The organism is Microbulbifer thermotolerans (assembly GCF_001617625.1).
In the GTDB taxonomy this organism is placed as follows: Bacteria; Pseudomonadota; Gammaproteobacteria; order Pseudomonadales; family Cellvibrionaceae; genus Microbulbifer; species Microbulbifer thermotolerans.
The window spans coordinates 1,430,794-1,445,668 of sequence record NZ_CP014864.1 but is presented as its reverse complement, the minus strand read 5'-3'; the positions used below and the strand labels follow the sequence as shown (position 1 = coordinate 1,445,668).

Below are 14,875 nucleotides of genomic sequence, written 5' to 3'. Positions count from 1 at the left end.
GTGGTTGCATAGTAGGATGGCGCCGTGTAAAGGGGGGATAACCGCAGTAAACAACTGTTAAGAACGGTTAAAAGCCCACGCTGCCGCCGTAATCGGCGCCAGGGCTTCGCATATAATGGCCATACCTAATCTGAGAGCACACCATGAGCCGTATCCTACTGGTCGACGACGACACAGAACTGACCGATCTCCTGAGGGAATATCTCACCGGCGATGGTTTTGAGGTAACCGTGGCCAACGATGGTGGCCGGGGCCTGGAACTGGCCCAAAGCCACAATTTCGACGCCTTGGTACTGGATGTGATGCTACCGGTACATAACGGCTTCGACCTGCTGCGCAAACTTCGCAAAGACGCCGGGCCCGCCAGCCGCTCCCTGCCGGTGCTTATGCTGACCGCCAAGGGCGATACCGTTGATCGCATTGTCGGCCTTGAAATGGGCGCCGACGACTATCTGCCCAAACCCTGCAACCCGCGTGAACTGGCCGCGCGCCTGCGCGCGGTATTGCGCCGCGGGCGGGTAGAGCCGGAAAACGACGGAACTTTGAGTAGCGGCCCACTGCGCCTGCTGCCGTCGGAACACCAGGGCTACTGGGAGGATCAGCCGCTATCCCTGACCGGCGCCGAATTCGCGGTACTCAAGGTGCTGGTGCAGCACGCTGGCGAAGTAGTGAGCAAGGAAATACTCACGGAGACGGCCTTGGGACGAAAGCTGATGCCCTATGACAGGTCCATCGACGTACATGTCAGTAATATCCGCAAGAAGCTCTCCAAACAGGGAGCCAGCCGTGACCTGATTATCAATATCCGCGGGGCCGGCTATATGCTCACCGAGAGTAAAAACGGCTGATGCGCAGTCTCTTCTGGAAGATGTTTTTCGGTGCCTGGATCACCGCCATGGTTATGGTGGTGGCAGCCATCTATATCACACATTTCGGTGAGTTTGGCGATCCGCGCCACGAGGAGCGCTGGGAGGGCCCGGCGCTTTATCGCGAGGTGGTGCGCAACCTGCGCGGCGCCCGCCGCCACGGACAGGAATACTTCCAGCAGTGGCTCGAACGGCAGCCCAAAAAAGTAAAGGAGCAGGTCTTTGCGGTAGACCAGTTCGGACGAGAGTTGCTCGGGCGCCCACTGCCCGAAGACATGGCGCCAATGCTTATAGCCCTCAACTACCGCAACCGCGAATCCCATGCACAGGTAGACAAGAAACCCGCCGTAGGCTTTTTCCTGCCCCTGCGCGACAACGACAACCTGCGGGTAGTAATGATTACCGGCCAGAGCAAAGAAACCCTGCTCTTGCGGTTTTTGTGGCGCAACTTCTGGCCCATGCTGCTACTGTCCATGCTCGCCTCCGGTGCCGCCAGCTACTGGCTGGCGCGCTATCTGAGCCGCCCACTGGAGCAGCTGCGCGCAGCCACCCGCCGTGTGGCCGCCGGAGAGCTGGACTACCGGGTAAGCCCCGGCCTGCACAGCCGCAGCGGTGAACTGGCGGACCTGGCCCGGGATTTTGACTCGATGACCGCGCAGCTACAGGAGTCCATGGCCGAACAGCGCCGCCTGATCAAAGACGTATCCCACGAACTCCGCTCTCCTCTGGCGCGGTTGCAGGTTGCACTGGGCATAGCGCGGCAAAAGAATATCAGGGGACTGGACGCGGAGCTGGATAAAATCGGCAAGGCCGCCGACTACTTGGAGGAGATTATCGCTGACGTCCTATCTCTACCGGTCACCGCTCAGGATCAGCGGCCCCTGGACGACGTGGTGGAAATCAACAGCCTGGCACAAGCCCTGCAGGAAGAACTCAAGGCTGAAGCGGAAGAAAAACAACTGAGCTTTGCTTTCAAAGCCAGCAATGGAGAACTTCTTGTCGCCACTCGCGGCAGCTCATTGACCGCAGCGCTGGAAAACATTTTACGCAATGCGATCAAATACAGCCCCCACGGCGGGAACGTCCGTATCGCCATCGACGACTTGGGCGAAGAGTGTCGAATCCGGGTGACGGACTCCGGCAATGGCGTTCCCGAAGACGAGCTTCAGGCGATTTTCCGTCCCTTTTACCGCACAGACAGTGCCCGTACCCGCGAAAGTGGCGGCATTGGCCTCGGGCTCGCCATCGCCCAACGCACCATCGTTCAACACGGCGGCAATATCCAGGCCTACAACACGCCATCTTCCGGTCTTTGCGTGGAGATACAACTACCCGTTCTGGCTGTCGGCGAGTAACAATTCCCGCCCACTCGTTGATAAATGCGGATCTATCACACATGCTTGTAAAGTCGGGCCGCGTTCACCCCGCCCACTGCAAAAGGGCTCCGCTATGCGCTGGATACTCTACATTCTGATTTTCCTGGCACTTTTGGTACTGGCCGGTTTCCTCTTTCCACGGGAAGTCACACTCGAGCGCAGCGTCTATATCACCAAGCCGCCACAAGTCGTTTTTCCCTACGTCAATAACCTGCGCAACTTTAACAGCTGGTCTCCCTGGTACCACCTGGACCCGAGTGCCCGCTACGAATACAGCGGCCCCAGCGAGGGGGTCGGCGCCGTTATGCGCTGGCGCGGCGACAATCCAAATATGGGAAGTGGCGCCCAGACTATCATCTCCAGCGAGCCCTACTCCCTGGTGCGCACTCAGCTGGACTTTGGCGAGCAGGGCGCGGCAACAGCGGAATTTCGCCTGCAACCTCAGGGGAGTGGAACCAACATCACTTGGTATTTCAGTACCGACATGGGTGGCGGTCCCGTAGCCCGCTGGATGGGGCTACTGGTCAAAAGAATGGTGAGCGAATCCTACCAACGGGGACTGGAAAACCTGAAAAATGTGGTTGAGTCCGGGACACCAGCACCTTCAGAATCTCTTGATGAAGGTACCGATACCGAACTGCCACCGGAAAACGGCGGCACTATGGACACTAACCCGCCGGGAGCCGATCCCGGCATGGAAGGACAATCGCCCGATGTAGAGCGCGAAGAGCCGATTGAGGAAAACCCGTAGAAGTGCCTTATGGCGCTCAGGAGCCAGCTGCGCCGCTCGCACTCCTGACTCAGGAATTCCCTAAGGAACCTTTGATTAATCCGCCTGAGCGCTGACGTTACTTGCGGGGCGCCCAGGCAATGGGCCCTCTACTTTCCCGACGATTTGCCGCGACGCGAAGCTGGAGACGGCGACTTGCGCAACTTACGCCGCTGACGCTGCAGGCTCTGCCTCTCCACCGGGGTCAGCGGGCGCTGGCCCAGCTTCGGCAGGCCGGCAGTCAGGCATAGATCGTCGATCTCCCTGGGCTCCATTTCTATCCACTGCCCCACGCGCACATGGGAAGGGATAAACACGCTCCCGTAGCGCACCCGCTTCAGACGACTGACGCGCACGCCCTGAGACTCCCACAGGCGTCGCACCTCGCGGTTACGTCCCTCCATTACCACGCAGTAGAACCAGCGGTTTCTGCCCTCTCCGCCGCTTTCGACGATATCGGTAAAGCGCGCCACGCCATCTTCCAGCAGCACCCCGGTGAGCAGACGTTTTTTCATTTCATCGTCCACTTCACCCTGAATTCGCACCAGGTATTCGCGGTCAATCACCGAAGAGGGATGCATCAATCTATTGGCCAGTTCACCGCTATTGGTGAACAACAGAAGGCCACTGGTGTTGAAATCCAGGCGGCCGACGGAAATCCAACGCCCGGTCTTCAAGCGCGGCAGCCGATCGTAGACGGTGGGACGCCCCTCTGGATCGTGCCGGGAACAGATTTCCCCCACCGGCTTATTGTACAGAATCACCCGGCAGCGGCTTTCCTCCACCACCGGCAGCCGGCGGCCATCAAACTCTATACGGTCTTCTTCAGTGACCCGCTCGCCCAGTTCAGCCACTGTGCCGTTCACGGTCACTCGGCCGGCCTCTATCGCGCGCTCCATCTCGCGCCGCGATCCCAGACCGGCACGCGCCAGTACCTTTTGCAGTTTCTCGCCCGCGGGCGAAGTACCTTCACTCATAGGGAACTGTTTTCCGCTTGCGATTCTTCCCCGGATTCATTCATTGCCACCCCGGCTTCCAGCGCTTCGGATGCGGCAGTCTCGCTATCTTGTGACGGCTCTGTCTTCTCTGAATCCATCTCTTCTCCAAGCTCGACACCCTGATCGCCGGACAGCTCCCCTGAGACTGCGTCTTCGCTCTCACCACCCGCCACAGGCGCGCGCTCCGACTCGGGATTCACAGGGGGCGTGTCATCCGTTTCGGGACCGGATTTCCCGGGCGCCGCAACTGCCTCTTCTTCCACTTCCGCAGCCGCCTCCTGGGCCTCGTCACCTCCCTCCTGCTGCCCCAAATCCAGCAGCTGGTTGAGACTGTCGATATCGCGAATCTCCGCCAGGGTCGGCAGGTCATCCAGGGTGCGTAAGTTGAAATAGTCGAGGAACTCTTTGGTAGTGGCATAGAGAGACGGTTTACCCGGCACATCCCGATGCCCCACCACTTTGATCCAGCCGCGCTCCGTCAGAGTCTTGACGATATGGGAGCTGACCGCCACCCCGCGAATCTCCTCGATATCACCGCGGGTGATCGGCTGGCGGTAGGCGATAATCGCCAGCGTCTCCAGTATTGCGCGGGAGTACTTCTGAGGCTTTTCCTCCCACAGGCGGTTAACCCAAGGCGCCAAGTCCTCTGGCACCTGGAAACGCCAGCCGCTGGCTACCTGCTTGAGTTCAAAGCCCCGCTCCGAGCAGCTCTCGGCAATCTCTTCGAGGACCCCGCGCACTTCCGACTTTTCCGGGCGCTCGCCCTCGTCGATCAGTGACAGCAGCTTGTCCTCCGACAGCGGTTGCCCCGCCGCCAGCAGCGCGCCCTCCACGATGCGGCGCAGTAGTTCCGGAGCAATTGTCATCTTCTCGTTTCTAACCTTGGAATTCTCTTTATGATCATGCATGTCCGGCCGATAGGGCCGCAACTTCCCCACGCGGTTGGCGCCTATCAGGCCCGGCAGACCAACCGCAACCGCTACGGCATTGCCGGCCCGGCTTCCACTTCATCTTCCGCGCCAGCGGCAGCCTCTTCGCCGCTCGCGGCGCGCACGTGGATGGGGCCAAAGGGCTCGTTCTGTATCAACTCCACCAGGGATTCCTTGACCAGTTCCATTACGGCGAGGAAGGTGACCACCACACCGAGGCGGCCCTCTTCCACCGTAAAGAGGCTGACAAAGGGAACAAACTGGCGGTGGCGGATCTTGTCCAGTACCTGGGTCATGCGCTCGCGAGTGGACAGCCGTTCCCGCTCCACCTGATGGCTCTCAAACATATCCGCGCGCCTGAGTACTTCCGCCAGGGCCAGCAGCACTTCTTTCAGGTCCACCTCAGGATCCGGGCGCGTGATACTGCGGTCCGGTCCCTGAGCGGTGGCTTGATGAATGTCGCGCCCCATACGCGGTATCTCATCGAGATCCTCCGCAGCCGTCTTGAAGCGCTCGTATTCCTGCAGACGACGGATCAGTGCCGCACGGGGGTCCTCACCCTCTTCTTCTTCCTCCTGTGGAGGACGCGGCAGCAGCATACGCGACTTGATCTCCGCCAGCATGGCGGCCATGACCAGATATTCCGCCGCCAGCTCGAAACGCATGGCCGTCATCATTTCCACATAGGCCATGTACTGGCGGGTGATATCCGAGACATTGATTTCGAGAATATCCAGGTTTTGCCGACGGATCAGATAAAGCAGCAGATCCAGAGGGCCCTCGAAGGCCTCCAGGATCACCTCCAACGCATCCGGGGGAATATAAAGATCTTCCGGTAGTTCGGTATAGGCCTGCCCCTGCACCACGGCGAAAGGCATTTCGCCTTGGCGCGGCGATTGGTCGGCTCCCGGCTCTTCGCCCGCCTCGGCCTCAGCGGCGGCAACCTCCGCCAATATCTGCTCTTCCGCCTCAGCTAATAACTCTTCAGTGGACACTCTGCCCCGCCTCGCTCTCCATCGGCCCCTCCCCATCGGGAGAGGCAAACGCGCGATTATACATGAGCACCCGTCGGTTTAGCCCATGATTTCGTCGATGGGGCCGCGGCCCTGGCGAATCAACTGCGGTTCGTCACCAGTCAAATCCACCACAGTGGTGGGTTCCATACCGCAAAAGCCGCCATCGATCACCAGTTCCACCTGGTGTTCGAGCGTGTCTCGAATATCGTAGGGATCCGTCAGAGGCTGTGTATCTCCGGGCATGATCAGGCTGCAGCTCATCAGCGGCTCGCCCAGCGCTTCGATCAGCGCCAATACAATGGCGTTATCGGGCACACGCAGACCAATGGTCCTGCGCTTGGGATGCAGTAGGCGTCGGGGAACCTCTGTTGTAGCGGGCATGATAAAGGTATAGGGACCCGGAGTATGACTTTTGAGCAGGCGGAACATCTGATTGTCCACCTTGGCGTAACTGGCCAGTTCCGATAGGTCGCGGCACATCAGCGTGAAATTGTGTTGTTTATCTAATTGACGCAAGGCGCGGATGCGCTCCACCGCCAGTTTTTCCTCCAGTCGGCAGCCGATCGCGTAGGCGGAATCGGTGGGAAATACGATGACCCCGCCAGCAGCGACTATGTCCGCAGCCTGGCTGATCAGCCTGCCCTGAGGATTGTCCGGGTGGATTTGAAAAAACTGAGCCACTGGTCCCCCCAAATAATTTCTTCTCTGATCCATCTTGCCAGCCGGGCCTTCCCGGACCTCCCTCAAAGGATATATCGCCGCAGCCAATGAGCAATGGCCGCGCACTTGTCCGGCGATCCTTGTCGAACCCCGCCGCAGGCCAAGTTTGCCACAGATACACTCGGCAAAGCAGCCGATCACTCCCCTTCTGCATAGCAGCCATGGACAGAGGAGAACCGCGGGTCACCCATTGCCTGAACGCATAGGCGTGTTTGCAGCAGATGAGGAGCCCGACGGGCGGGCATTACAAGTTCATCGCCGAGCAACTAACGCCCCAGCAGAGCCCACACCGGCTGAACCCCCTCCGGCAAGCGCACACACCCCAGCTCCCGCCAGGGTTGTTCCGGCTGGTGAAAGTCACTACCCAGTGAGCAGTGTAGCGGTGGCCGCGCCAATTCGGCGGCCACCGCCTCCATCAGCTGACGCAGCTCCCGCGTCTGCACCGGATTCTGGCGTCCGCACAGGAGCTCTATCGCTTCGCCACCGGCCATTGCGAAGTCGCGCAACAAACTGCGCAGCTGAGTGCGGCTGAGGTTGTACTTTAGCGGGTGCGCCAGCACCGCTACGCCGTTGGCGGCCCGGATACACGCCACTGTCTCGGATAACTGTGGCCACTCCACTTTTACATCCGCGACCTTGCCGGCACCCAGATAGCGCTTGAAAGCCCGCCCGCTATCCTCCACATATCCCTGCTGCACCAGCCAGCGGGCGAAGTGCGGACGGCCGATCACTCCGTCACCAGCCAGCGCCCGGGCGCCTTTCAGCGCACCCTCAAAGCCGCGCTTTTCCAGCCTCGTAGCGATCCGCTCGGCGCGCTCCCGGCGCAGCCGTTCCCGCAGGGCTATGCCTTCCCGCAGCGCGGGGGAATTCGGATCGATATCGAGGCCGACAATATGCACAGGGCGCTTTCCCCAACGGCTGGAAAACTCGATCGCCGGCACCAGCGCCACGCCCTGGCGGCGACAAGCTGCGGCAGCCTCGGGCAAACCGCCGACGGTGTCGTGATCAGTTAGAGCCAACAGGGTCACACCGCGGGATTTCGCCCTCGACACCAGTGCCGTAGGGCTTAAAATACCGTCCGATGCAGTGCTGTGGCAGTGCAGATCTGCACAGATCGCCTCCTCAGCTGCTGACAGGGCTTTCAATTCAGGATTCTCGCTCAGATTCGGCCGGGTAGTGACACCCGGTTTTTGAACAACGCGCAGGTGCTGCTGTCTCAGGGGCACCCCGCGGTTCCAGGGATAAGGCCCCGACCAAGGGTTTCCAAGTGGAAGCTCTGGGGAAACCAAATTCTGGCAGCGGCACCGTCAGCCGGGAAGCTATTTTGAATATGAAGTAACTTCCCGCGGGCATTATCACCGGAAACAGACATGACCGAAACCAACCCGACATCCCAAACCAACGAACGGCAACCCCAAAAAGAAAGCCTTTGGGCAAATTTGTTACTCAATATCGTCATTCCGACACTGATACTGACCAAACTGTCGGGCGATGACTGGCTGGGCACAAAATGGGCGATAGTCATTGCGCTGATATTCCCGCTGGCCTACGGCCTGCGCGACCTGACCCAGTCCGGCAAAGTCAATTTCTTCTCCGCCCTCGGCATAATCAGCATATTGCTCACTGGCGGCATCAGCCTGCTGGAGCTGGACGCGCAGTATATTGCCATCAAGGAAGCCGCTATTCCCGGGCTGCTGGGTATCGCCACCGTCGCTTCCCTCTATACCCGCTGGCCACTGGTCAAGACACTGCTATACAACGATCGGATTCTAGACACAGAGAAAATCGCCCGCACCCTGGCAGTCAACGGTAACCAAACCGCCTTTGAGCGCACCCTGCAGCAAGCGTCCTGGATGATTGCCTGCTCCTTCTTTCTCTCTTCCGCGCTGAATTACATTCTGGCCAAGCTACTGCTACAAAGCCCCCCCGGCACTGAGGCTTTCAACGAGGAACTGGGCAAGATGACCGCGCTCAGCTTCCCGGTAATCGCTCTGCCGGCGACCATTATCCTGATGCTGGTCTTGTTCTTTCTGTTCCGCCGCATCGGCAAACTGACCGGCCTGAAGCTTGAAGAAATCATGGTTCAGCAGTAACCAACTATTCGATCACTGACAACACGAAAAGAGCACAAGCAATTTATGTGGTATGCAATCATCAGCGAGGACGTTGAAAACAGTTTGCCGCTGCGCAAAGGCGCACGCCCGGATCATCTGGCACGGCTAAACCGCCTGAAAGACGAAGGGAGGCTTTTGATCGCCGGTCCCTGCCCGGCCATCGACAGCGAGACCCCCGGTGAAGCCGGCTTCAGTGGCAGCCTGGTGGTCGCGGAATTTTCTTCCCTGGAAGAGGCCAAAGCCTGGGCGGACGCCGATCCCTATGTGAAAGCCGGCGTTTATGCCTCGGTAAAGGTCAAACCTTTCAACCATCTGTTTCCGTAACCCAATCACAAACGGTGCTCCTCTAATAATGATGAAACAATTGACCGGCCTTATGGCCGCTGCCTTGATTGCCATCGCCTCCCCCGCCAGTTCGCAAGGCGGAGACACTCGCTATATTACCGATCAGCTGCACGTGCCGCTGCGCGCGGGCAAAGGCAATGAATTCAGGATTCTGCACCGCGGCCTTCCCAGCGGCACTCAATTGACACTGCTGGAGGATGCCCCCGAAGAGGGCTGGGCCCGCGTGCGCACACCCGACGGCCAGGAGGGATGGATGCGCCGCCAGTACCTGGTGTCCGAGCCAGTGGCAAAAATCAAATTGCGGAAGGCTGAAGCTGACCTGGCCCGCTTCGAAGCTATGGACTTGGGCGGCGAGGTCCGCCGCCTGGAAGCGGAAAACCAAAAACTGAATACCGCCCTGGCTAGCGAGCGGGAAAAAGCCCAGCAGCTGGCCAAAGAACTGAAAGATCTGAAAACCCTGTCCGCCGACGCCGTGGCCCTGAACGAGCGCCACCAAAACCTCCTGAAACAGCATGAACTGCTCAAACAAAAACAGGCGATGGCAGAAGCAGAAATTCAGCGCCTGTCCAGCAGCGAGGCGCACAAGTGGTATATGTACGGCGCTATGTCCGTGGGACTGGGTGCTATTCTCGCCATGATTGCGCCCTTTATCCGGCCGCGGCGGCGCCGCTCGGAATGGGCAAACTAAGGAAACTCTGATTAATTCACACGAGCGCTTCTGTGAGTCCAGACGCGCTCGGACAGTGGAACGGTCTTATCGGGAGACACGGAAGATGCGCAGCTTGACAGCACTCTTTTTAACCTGCCTGCTCGCCCTGCCGGCATTGGCCGACAACCCTGAAGTGGAGCTGAAAACCGATCTGGGCCTCATCCGGGTCGAGCTTTTCCGCGACAAGGCTCCGGCCACAGTGGAGAATTTCCTAGCGTACCTGGACAGCGGCTTCTACAACGGTGTGATTTTCCACCGGGTAATCCCCAACTTTATGGTCCAGACCGGTGGACACACCTTTGACTTCCAGCTCAAAGAAACCCGCGAACCGGTCATCAACGAATCCGGCAACGGCCTCAAAAATTTGCGCGGCACCCTCGCCATGGCGCGCAAAAGCGACCCGGACAGTGCCACGTCACAGTTCTTCATCAATCTGAAGCACAACGCCCATCTGGACGCACAGGCCGATAAACCCGGTTACACTGTGTTCGGCCGGGTCATTCAGGGTATGGATGTGGTAGAAAAAATCGTTAATGAACCGCGCGGCCTCTATCGCGCTTTTCCGAATGCCCCCAATGTACCCATCCGCATTCTGAATGCCAGGCGCGCCGACACCACTGCGGTTGCCGGCAATACTCAGGGAGACTAAGCGGTGATAGCCCTCAGCGTTAACCTCAACAAAATCGCTCTGATCCGGAATTCCCGCGAGGGCAATTATCCGGATGTGGTCGCCCACGGTCGCGTGTGCCTGGAAGCAGGTGCCCAGGGGCTCACTGTGCACCCGCGCCCAGACCAGCGCCATATCCGCCCCGACGACGTGCGCGCGCTTGCCGAACTGTGCCGCAGCCGTGAAGAGGCGGAATTTAACGTGGAGGGCAACCCCTTTGCCGGCCCCCTGAAGGACTATCCGGGCCTGATGCCCTTGGTACTGGAAACCAAACCCGATCAGTGCACCCTGGTACCTGACAGCAACGACCAGCTCACTTCGGATCACGGCTTCGACCTTGAGCGTGACGGAGCGCGCCTGGAGCCGCTGATTGCGCAACTGAAAGACGCCAATATCCGCGTCAGCCTATTTATGGACCCGGAGCCATCTCAGATAAAGCTTGCCAAAGAAGTGGGCGCCGACCGTATCGAACTCTACACGGGCCCCTACGCGGAAGCCGTGAAACATCAGAGCGACGAACTCGAATCGATTTTTGCCGCCCATTGTGCCGCCGCCGAACAGGCATGCCAGCTGGGGCTTGGCGTCAACGCGGGTCACGACCTGAATCTGATCAACCTGCCCCGCTACCGCACACTGCCCGGTCTGCAGGAAGTCTCCATCGGCCACGCGCTGACCGTCGACGCAATCAGCATGGGGCTTGAAAACGCTGTGACCGCCTATCTCAACTGCCTGGCCGGCAACTGACTGCTATCCGATGCCGACACTTAACATTATTGGCGCCGGCAGGCTGGGGAAAACCCTCGCCCGCCTGTGGCAACGCCAGGGAATTTTTCAAATCGGCGCCGTCTGCAACCGCAGCCTGGAAAGCGCCGTGTCTGCCTGTCGCTTTATTGGCGCCGGCACCCCCTGCCCCTCAGTGGAAACCATGGCCGACGCCGACTGCTGGCTGATCGCCAGCGGCGATGGGCAGATTGCCGCCATCGCCACACAGCTGGCACCGCGCCTTTCTAATAGCACCATGGTTTTTCACTGCAGCGGTGCCTTGAGCTCCTCGACACTCTCCCCCTGTAAGCCCGCCGCAGTGGCCAGCGCCCACCCAGTGCATAGCTTTGCCGACCCGGAGCGTTCCGTGGCCACCCTCGCTGGCAGCTGTGTCGCCCTGGAGGGAGACCAACGTGCAATCGAACATCTGAGCAAGGCGTTTTCCGCGATTGGCTGTACCCCGCTCACCATAACGCCGGAGCACAAGGTCCTCTATCACGCCGGCTCCGTATTCGCCTGCAACTACCTCACCGCCCTGATGGAGCTAAGCCTGCGCGCGTTTTCCGCCGCGGGCATCGACAGGCAACAGGCCCTAAAACTGCTCAAGCCCATAGTTCTGCAAACCGCGGAAAACAATATGCATCTGGGACCGGAAAAATCACTTACCGGCCCCATCGCCCGCGGCGATGCGGAAACCGTGGCGGCCCAGCTGAGCAGCCTGCAATCCACGGATACGCAACTCGCAAATTGCTATCGCCAACTGGGGCAGGTCTGTGTAGAGTTGGCCCGGCGCTGCCAACTTCCGGAAGAAACAGCAGCCCGCCTCACCGAAGTGCTGCGGGAACCCAGCGAAAAGATCTAACCCCATGACTGACACTACGCCTGCGGATTCGCAAGACTACTTGCGCAAACGCGCCTTCTACGACAGCCTGCTGACCATCTACGGGCGCAAGCCGGTACTCGAAGCGTTGGAAGATTTGTCGCTGCCAGTACACAAACTACATCTGGCCGACAGCAACCGCCGCGACAAACTGATCGAGCGCATCGAAGCGCTGGCTGCCGAACGGCACATAGAAATCGTTTACCGGAGCCGCCGGGAGCTGTCGCGCATCTCCAAGAATGCCCGCCAGGACCAGGGAGTTGCGCTAGACTTGGCTCTGCCTCACTACGGCACCGCGGAAGCCTTCTTGCACGAGCCAAAAACCAATTACGAATTGCTCGCTATCGACGGTATCACCAACCCACAGAACCTCGGCATGATCATCCGTTCCGCCTGCGCCGGTGGCATGGACGGTATCCTCCTTCCGCGCAAGGGCTGCGCGCAAATAGATCCACTGGTCATTAAGGCCAGTACCGGCACCGTCTTCAAAATGCGCCTGCTGCGCTGTGAAAAGCTTGCGCCGACATTGAGTGCGTTTAAACAGCGGGGAGCGCGTATCTGCGGTCTCTCCTCCCATGCGCCGATGACACTATCAGCACTGGAGGAAAACGCACCAACAATTTTCGTGCTCGGCAATGAGACCCACGGTGTCAGCGACGCAGTCGATGAGCTGTGCACGCACAGATTGCGTATTCCCATGCACAACGGTGTCGAGAGCCTAAATGTGGCTGTCACGGCGGCTCTGATTGCTTTCCGGGAAAGGCCCTCTCATAGCAACCCGGTTTAACTTGCATGGAGACGACAACCAACTCCGGATCTCTGTTTTTAAGTAACCTCTGATCAATTTGCTCCGGCCGGTAAAGATAACTCTAAGGCAATTAAATCACCACTGATAATCGAGATAGTCCAAACCTATTAGACTACGGGGCCCACTCAAGCGCTTGCGAAATGTCCGCCCATTGCCTGAGCAAGCACAGCTCTTGCGGAAAATAATCAGAAACGCCATAAATTTTAATTTTTCCGCCTAAACCTATCCCCAACGGGTGCGCCTGAATACCGCACTCAGCAGAATACTCTCGTTATCCTCTCCCTTACGCACAATAAATTTCGCGACAAATTAGTGGAAAAATCCGCAAGATAAACTAAACAGTTTCTAAACCAAAAACCAAATGGACTTTGACAACTTTCCCGGCGATAAGCCGCGAATCCGATAACACCAACAACAAGGATGTATCGCCATGCGCTTGATACTCTCACTAATTATCTGCTCATATCTCGCTACAAGCCCGACCGTCAAAGCTGCGGGGCCGGAAGACGGCTATTTCGATCTGACCCCTTACTTTAGCCGCGTCGATAAAGATCGCGACACAGACCGTCAAGCAGGCGGCCTGCGCGCTGCCTACGGATGGGGCTGGCAGGGTCCCTGGTATTCGGAGGTACAGGTATTCGGTTCAATTCTGGAGACAAATGAAACCACAAACGAAAACGGATACTGGGAACAAACAGACTATTACATGTACGGTCTTGGCTTCGATGTGGTGTATAACTTCGGCAACAGGAACGGCTACACGCCTTACCTGTTAGGCGGCTTCGGAGCTGTCCGCGATGACGTATCACCAGATAAAGACGACGCCACCAACCCATTCCTGAATGTCGCCGCAGGCATCACCACCCAGGAAATCTCCCGCCGTGGCGTGCGCTTGCGCAGCGAAATCCGTTACTTCTACGACTTTTTCAATAGCAATATGGGCGACTGGCAACTGGCTTTTGGTATCAGTATCCCCCTGCGCTGCCCGCCCGTAGCTGCCGCTACCATTGCGCCACCGCCAAAAGATATGGGGCCGGTAGAGCTCACCCTGGCAGATTCGGACGGCGACGGAGTCGTAGACCGGCACGACCGCTGTCCCGACACCCTGCCCGGCGCCCAAGTGGACAGCGAAGGCTGTGTTATCGCCGACCAGGCCGTCCCCCTCCAAAATGTTCACTTCGAGTTCAACTCCGCCACTCTCACTCTCGCGGCCCAGCGCGCCCTGCTACAGGTGGTGAATGCCCTGCGCAGCCAGCCTGGCAGTACAGTGGAAATTGCCGGTCACACAGATAATCTCGGAAATGACAACTATAACTTGCGCCTCTCCCAGAGTCGTGCGGATGCCGTGCGCGCATTCTTAATCCAAAATGGCATAGATGCCGCCAGACTGACGGCTCGCGGTTACGGGGAGCAACAGCCGGTTGCATCCAACTCGACCGAAAGCGGCCGAGCGCTAAACCGTCGAGTGGAGATGCGCTTTCACTGAGCCCCTAAGAAACTCTTTGGTCCGCGGCAAAAGCCGCGGACAGCCCACTATCATTTCCTTGCTGGCTGTTGCAGTCCCCATCGAAAGCCTTACACCGTCGCCAGCGATCAGTTGATAAATGTCCACCTCAGCTGTCTCTTCCACAGATTCTGTGGATAACTCTGTTAGCAACCACCCCAAACATTCCTCTAGACCCCGTAATATCGTTGCAACTGTTTTGTGAAGAAAATTTAATCAATGCTATAAACCTATAAAAATCAACAAGTTACAAACGGCAATAAATCGGTCTTGACAATAATAAACTGTAAGTTCCATTCGGCATTGATAATCACCCAGCTGTGGAAAGCCGTGTAGAAGAGACAAATATTCCACCCTGTCAGTCTCGGACTACCCTTTGTACGCCGGACATCAAACTCACAGGAGGGCATTG

General features: G+C 58.4%; 16 protein-coding genes. 11 read left to right on the top strand and 5 right to left on the bottom strand.

Features of this window, described 5'->3' with window-relative positions; genetic code table 11:
* Positions 1–143 precede the first annotated feature (143 nt).
* The 3 genes from A3224_RS06075 (at position 144) to A3224_RS06065 (ending at position 2,993) form a co-directional block, all read left to right on the top strand.
* Complete coding sequence (locus A3224_RS06075) at positions 144–848, top strand: response regulator transcription factor (protein ID WP_067152569.1); 705 nt, start codon at positions 144–146, stop codon at positions 846–848.
* A complete protein-coding gene (locus A3224_RS06070; RefSeq protein ID WP_067152567.1) occupies positions 848–2,221 on the top strand; it encodes an ATP-binding protein in 1,374 nt (457 codons plus the stop codon). Before A3224_RS06075 ends, A3224_RS06070 begins: the two co-directional genes overlap by 1 nt.
* A 94-nt stretch (positions 2,222–2,315) precedes the next feature.
* Entirely contained in the window at positions 2,316–2,993 is a 678-nt protein-coding gene (locus tag A3224_RS06065) for an SRPBCC family protein (RefSeq protein WP_067152565.1), read from the top strand.
* Positions 2,994–3,121: 128 nt separating this feature from the next.
* Here the strand turns inward: A3224_RS06065 and rluB are convergent, their stop codons facing one another.
* From rluB to A3224_RS06040, 5 genes are all read right to left on the bottom strand, one after another.
* Entirely contained in the window at positions 3,122–3,988 is an 867-nt protein-coding gene (gene rluB, locus A3224_RS06060; protein ID WP_067152563.1) for a 23S rRNA pseudouridine(2605) synthase RluB, read from the bottom strand.
* Positions 3,985–4,875 (bottom strand): SMC-Scp complex subunit ScpB, encoded by an 891-nt coding sequence (gene scpB, locus A3224_RS06055; RefSeq protein WP_082817403.1) that lies wholly within the window; start codon positions 4,873–4,875, stop codon positions 3,985–3,987. Before scpB ends, rluB begins: the two co-directional genes overlap by 4 nt.
* A 113-nt stretch (positions 4,876–4,988) precedes the next feature.
* Positions 4,989–5,891 carry a segregation and condensation protein A gene (locus A3224_RS06050; protein ID WP_067157562.1) on the bottom strand — a complete coding sequence of 301 codons (903 nt, stop codon included), beginning with the start codon at positions 5,889–5,891 and terminating at the stop codon, positions 4,989–4,991.
* Between the two features lie 120 nt (positions 5,892–6,011).
* Entirely contained in the window at positions 6,012–6,635 is a 624-nt protein-coding gene (locus A3224_RS06045; protein WP_067152561.1) for an L-threonylcarbamoyladenylate synthase, read from the bottom strand.
* A 305-nt stretch (positions 6,636–6,940) separates the two neighbouring features.
* Positions 6,941–7,900 (bottom strand): PHP domain-containing protein, encoded by a 960-nt coding sequence (locus A3224_RS06040; RefSeq protein WP_231902476.1) that lies wholly within the window; start codon positions 7,898–7,900, stop codon positions 6,941–6,943.
* A gap of 144 nt (positions 7,901–8,044) precedes the next feature.
* Between A3224_RS06040 and A3224_RS06035 the strand changes: the two genes are divergently transcribed.
* The 8 genes from A3224_RS06035 to A3224_RS06000 all read left to right on the top strand — a co-directional run bounded on the left by A3224_RS06035 (position 8,045) and on the right by A3224_RS06000 (position 14,445).
* A complete protein-coding gene (locus tag A3224_RS06035) occupies positions 8,045–8,767 on the top strand; it encodes a VC0807 family protein (RefSeq protein ID WP_067152559.1) in 723 nt (240 codons plus the stop codon).
* A 45-nt stretch (positions 8,768–8,812) separates the two neighbouring features.
* The gene (locus A3224_RS06030) at positions 8,813–9,112 is read left to right on the top strand and encodes a YciI family protein (RefSeq protein ID WP_067152557.1); all 300 of its coding nucleotides are present in this window, start codon (positions 8,813–8,815) and stop codon (positions 9,110–9,112) included.
* Between the two features lie 28 nt (positions 9,113–9,140).
* Positions 9,141–9,821 (top strand): TIGR04211 family SH3 domain-containing protein, encoded by a 681-nt coding sequence (locus A3224_RS06025; protein ID WP_067152555.1) that lies wholly within the window; start codon positions 9,141–9,143, stop codon positions 9,819–9,821.
* 85 nt (positions 9,822–9,906) lie between these two features.
* Positions 9,907–10,491: a peptidylprolyl isomerase gene (locus tag A3224_RS06020; RefSeq protein ID WP_067152553.1), complete on the top strand. Its 585-nt coding sequence runs from the start codon at positions 9,907–9,909 to the stop codon at positions 10,489–10,491.
* A gap of 3 nt (positions 10,492–10,494) precedes the next feature.
* Positions 10,495–11,253, top strand: coding sequence for a pyridoxine 5'-phosphate synthase (locus A3224_RS06015; protein ID WP_067152551.1), 759 nt, complete (start codon positions 10,495–10,497; stop codon positions 11,251–11,253).
* Positions 11,254–11,263: 10 nt separating this feature from the next.
* Complete coding sequence (locus tag A3224_RS06010) at positions 11,264–12,133, top strand: Rossmann-like and DUF2520 domain-containing protein (protein WP_067152548.1); 870 nt, start codon at positions 11,264–11,266, stop codon at positions 12,131–12,133.
* Between the two features lie 4 nt (positions 12,134–12,137).
* On the top strand, positions 12,138–12,938 hold the full coding sequence (locus tag A3224_RS06005; protein WP_067152546.1) for a TrmH family RNA methyltransferase: 801 nt from the start codon (positions 12,138–12,140) through the stop codon (positions 12,936–12,938).
* A gap of 451 nt (positions 12,939–13,389) precedes the next feature.
* Positions 13,390–14,445: an OmpA family protein gene (locus A3224_RS06000; RefSeq protein WP_067152544.1), complete on the top strand. Its 1,056-nt coding sequence runs from the start codon at positions 13,390–13,392 to the stop codon at positions 14,443–14,445.
* Positions 14,446–14,875 lie beyond the last annotated feature (430 nt).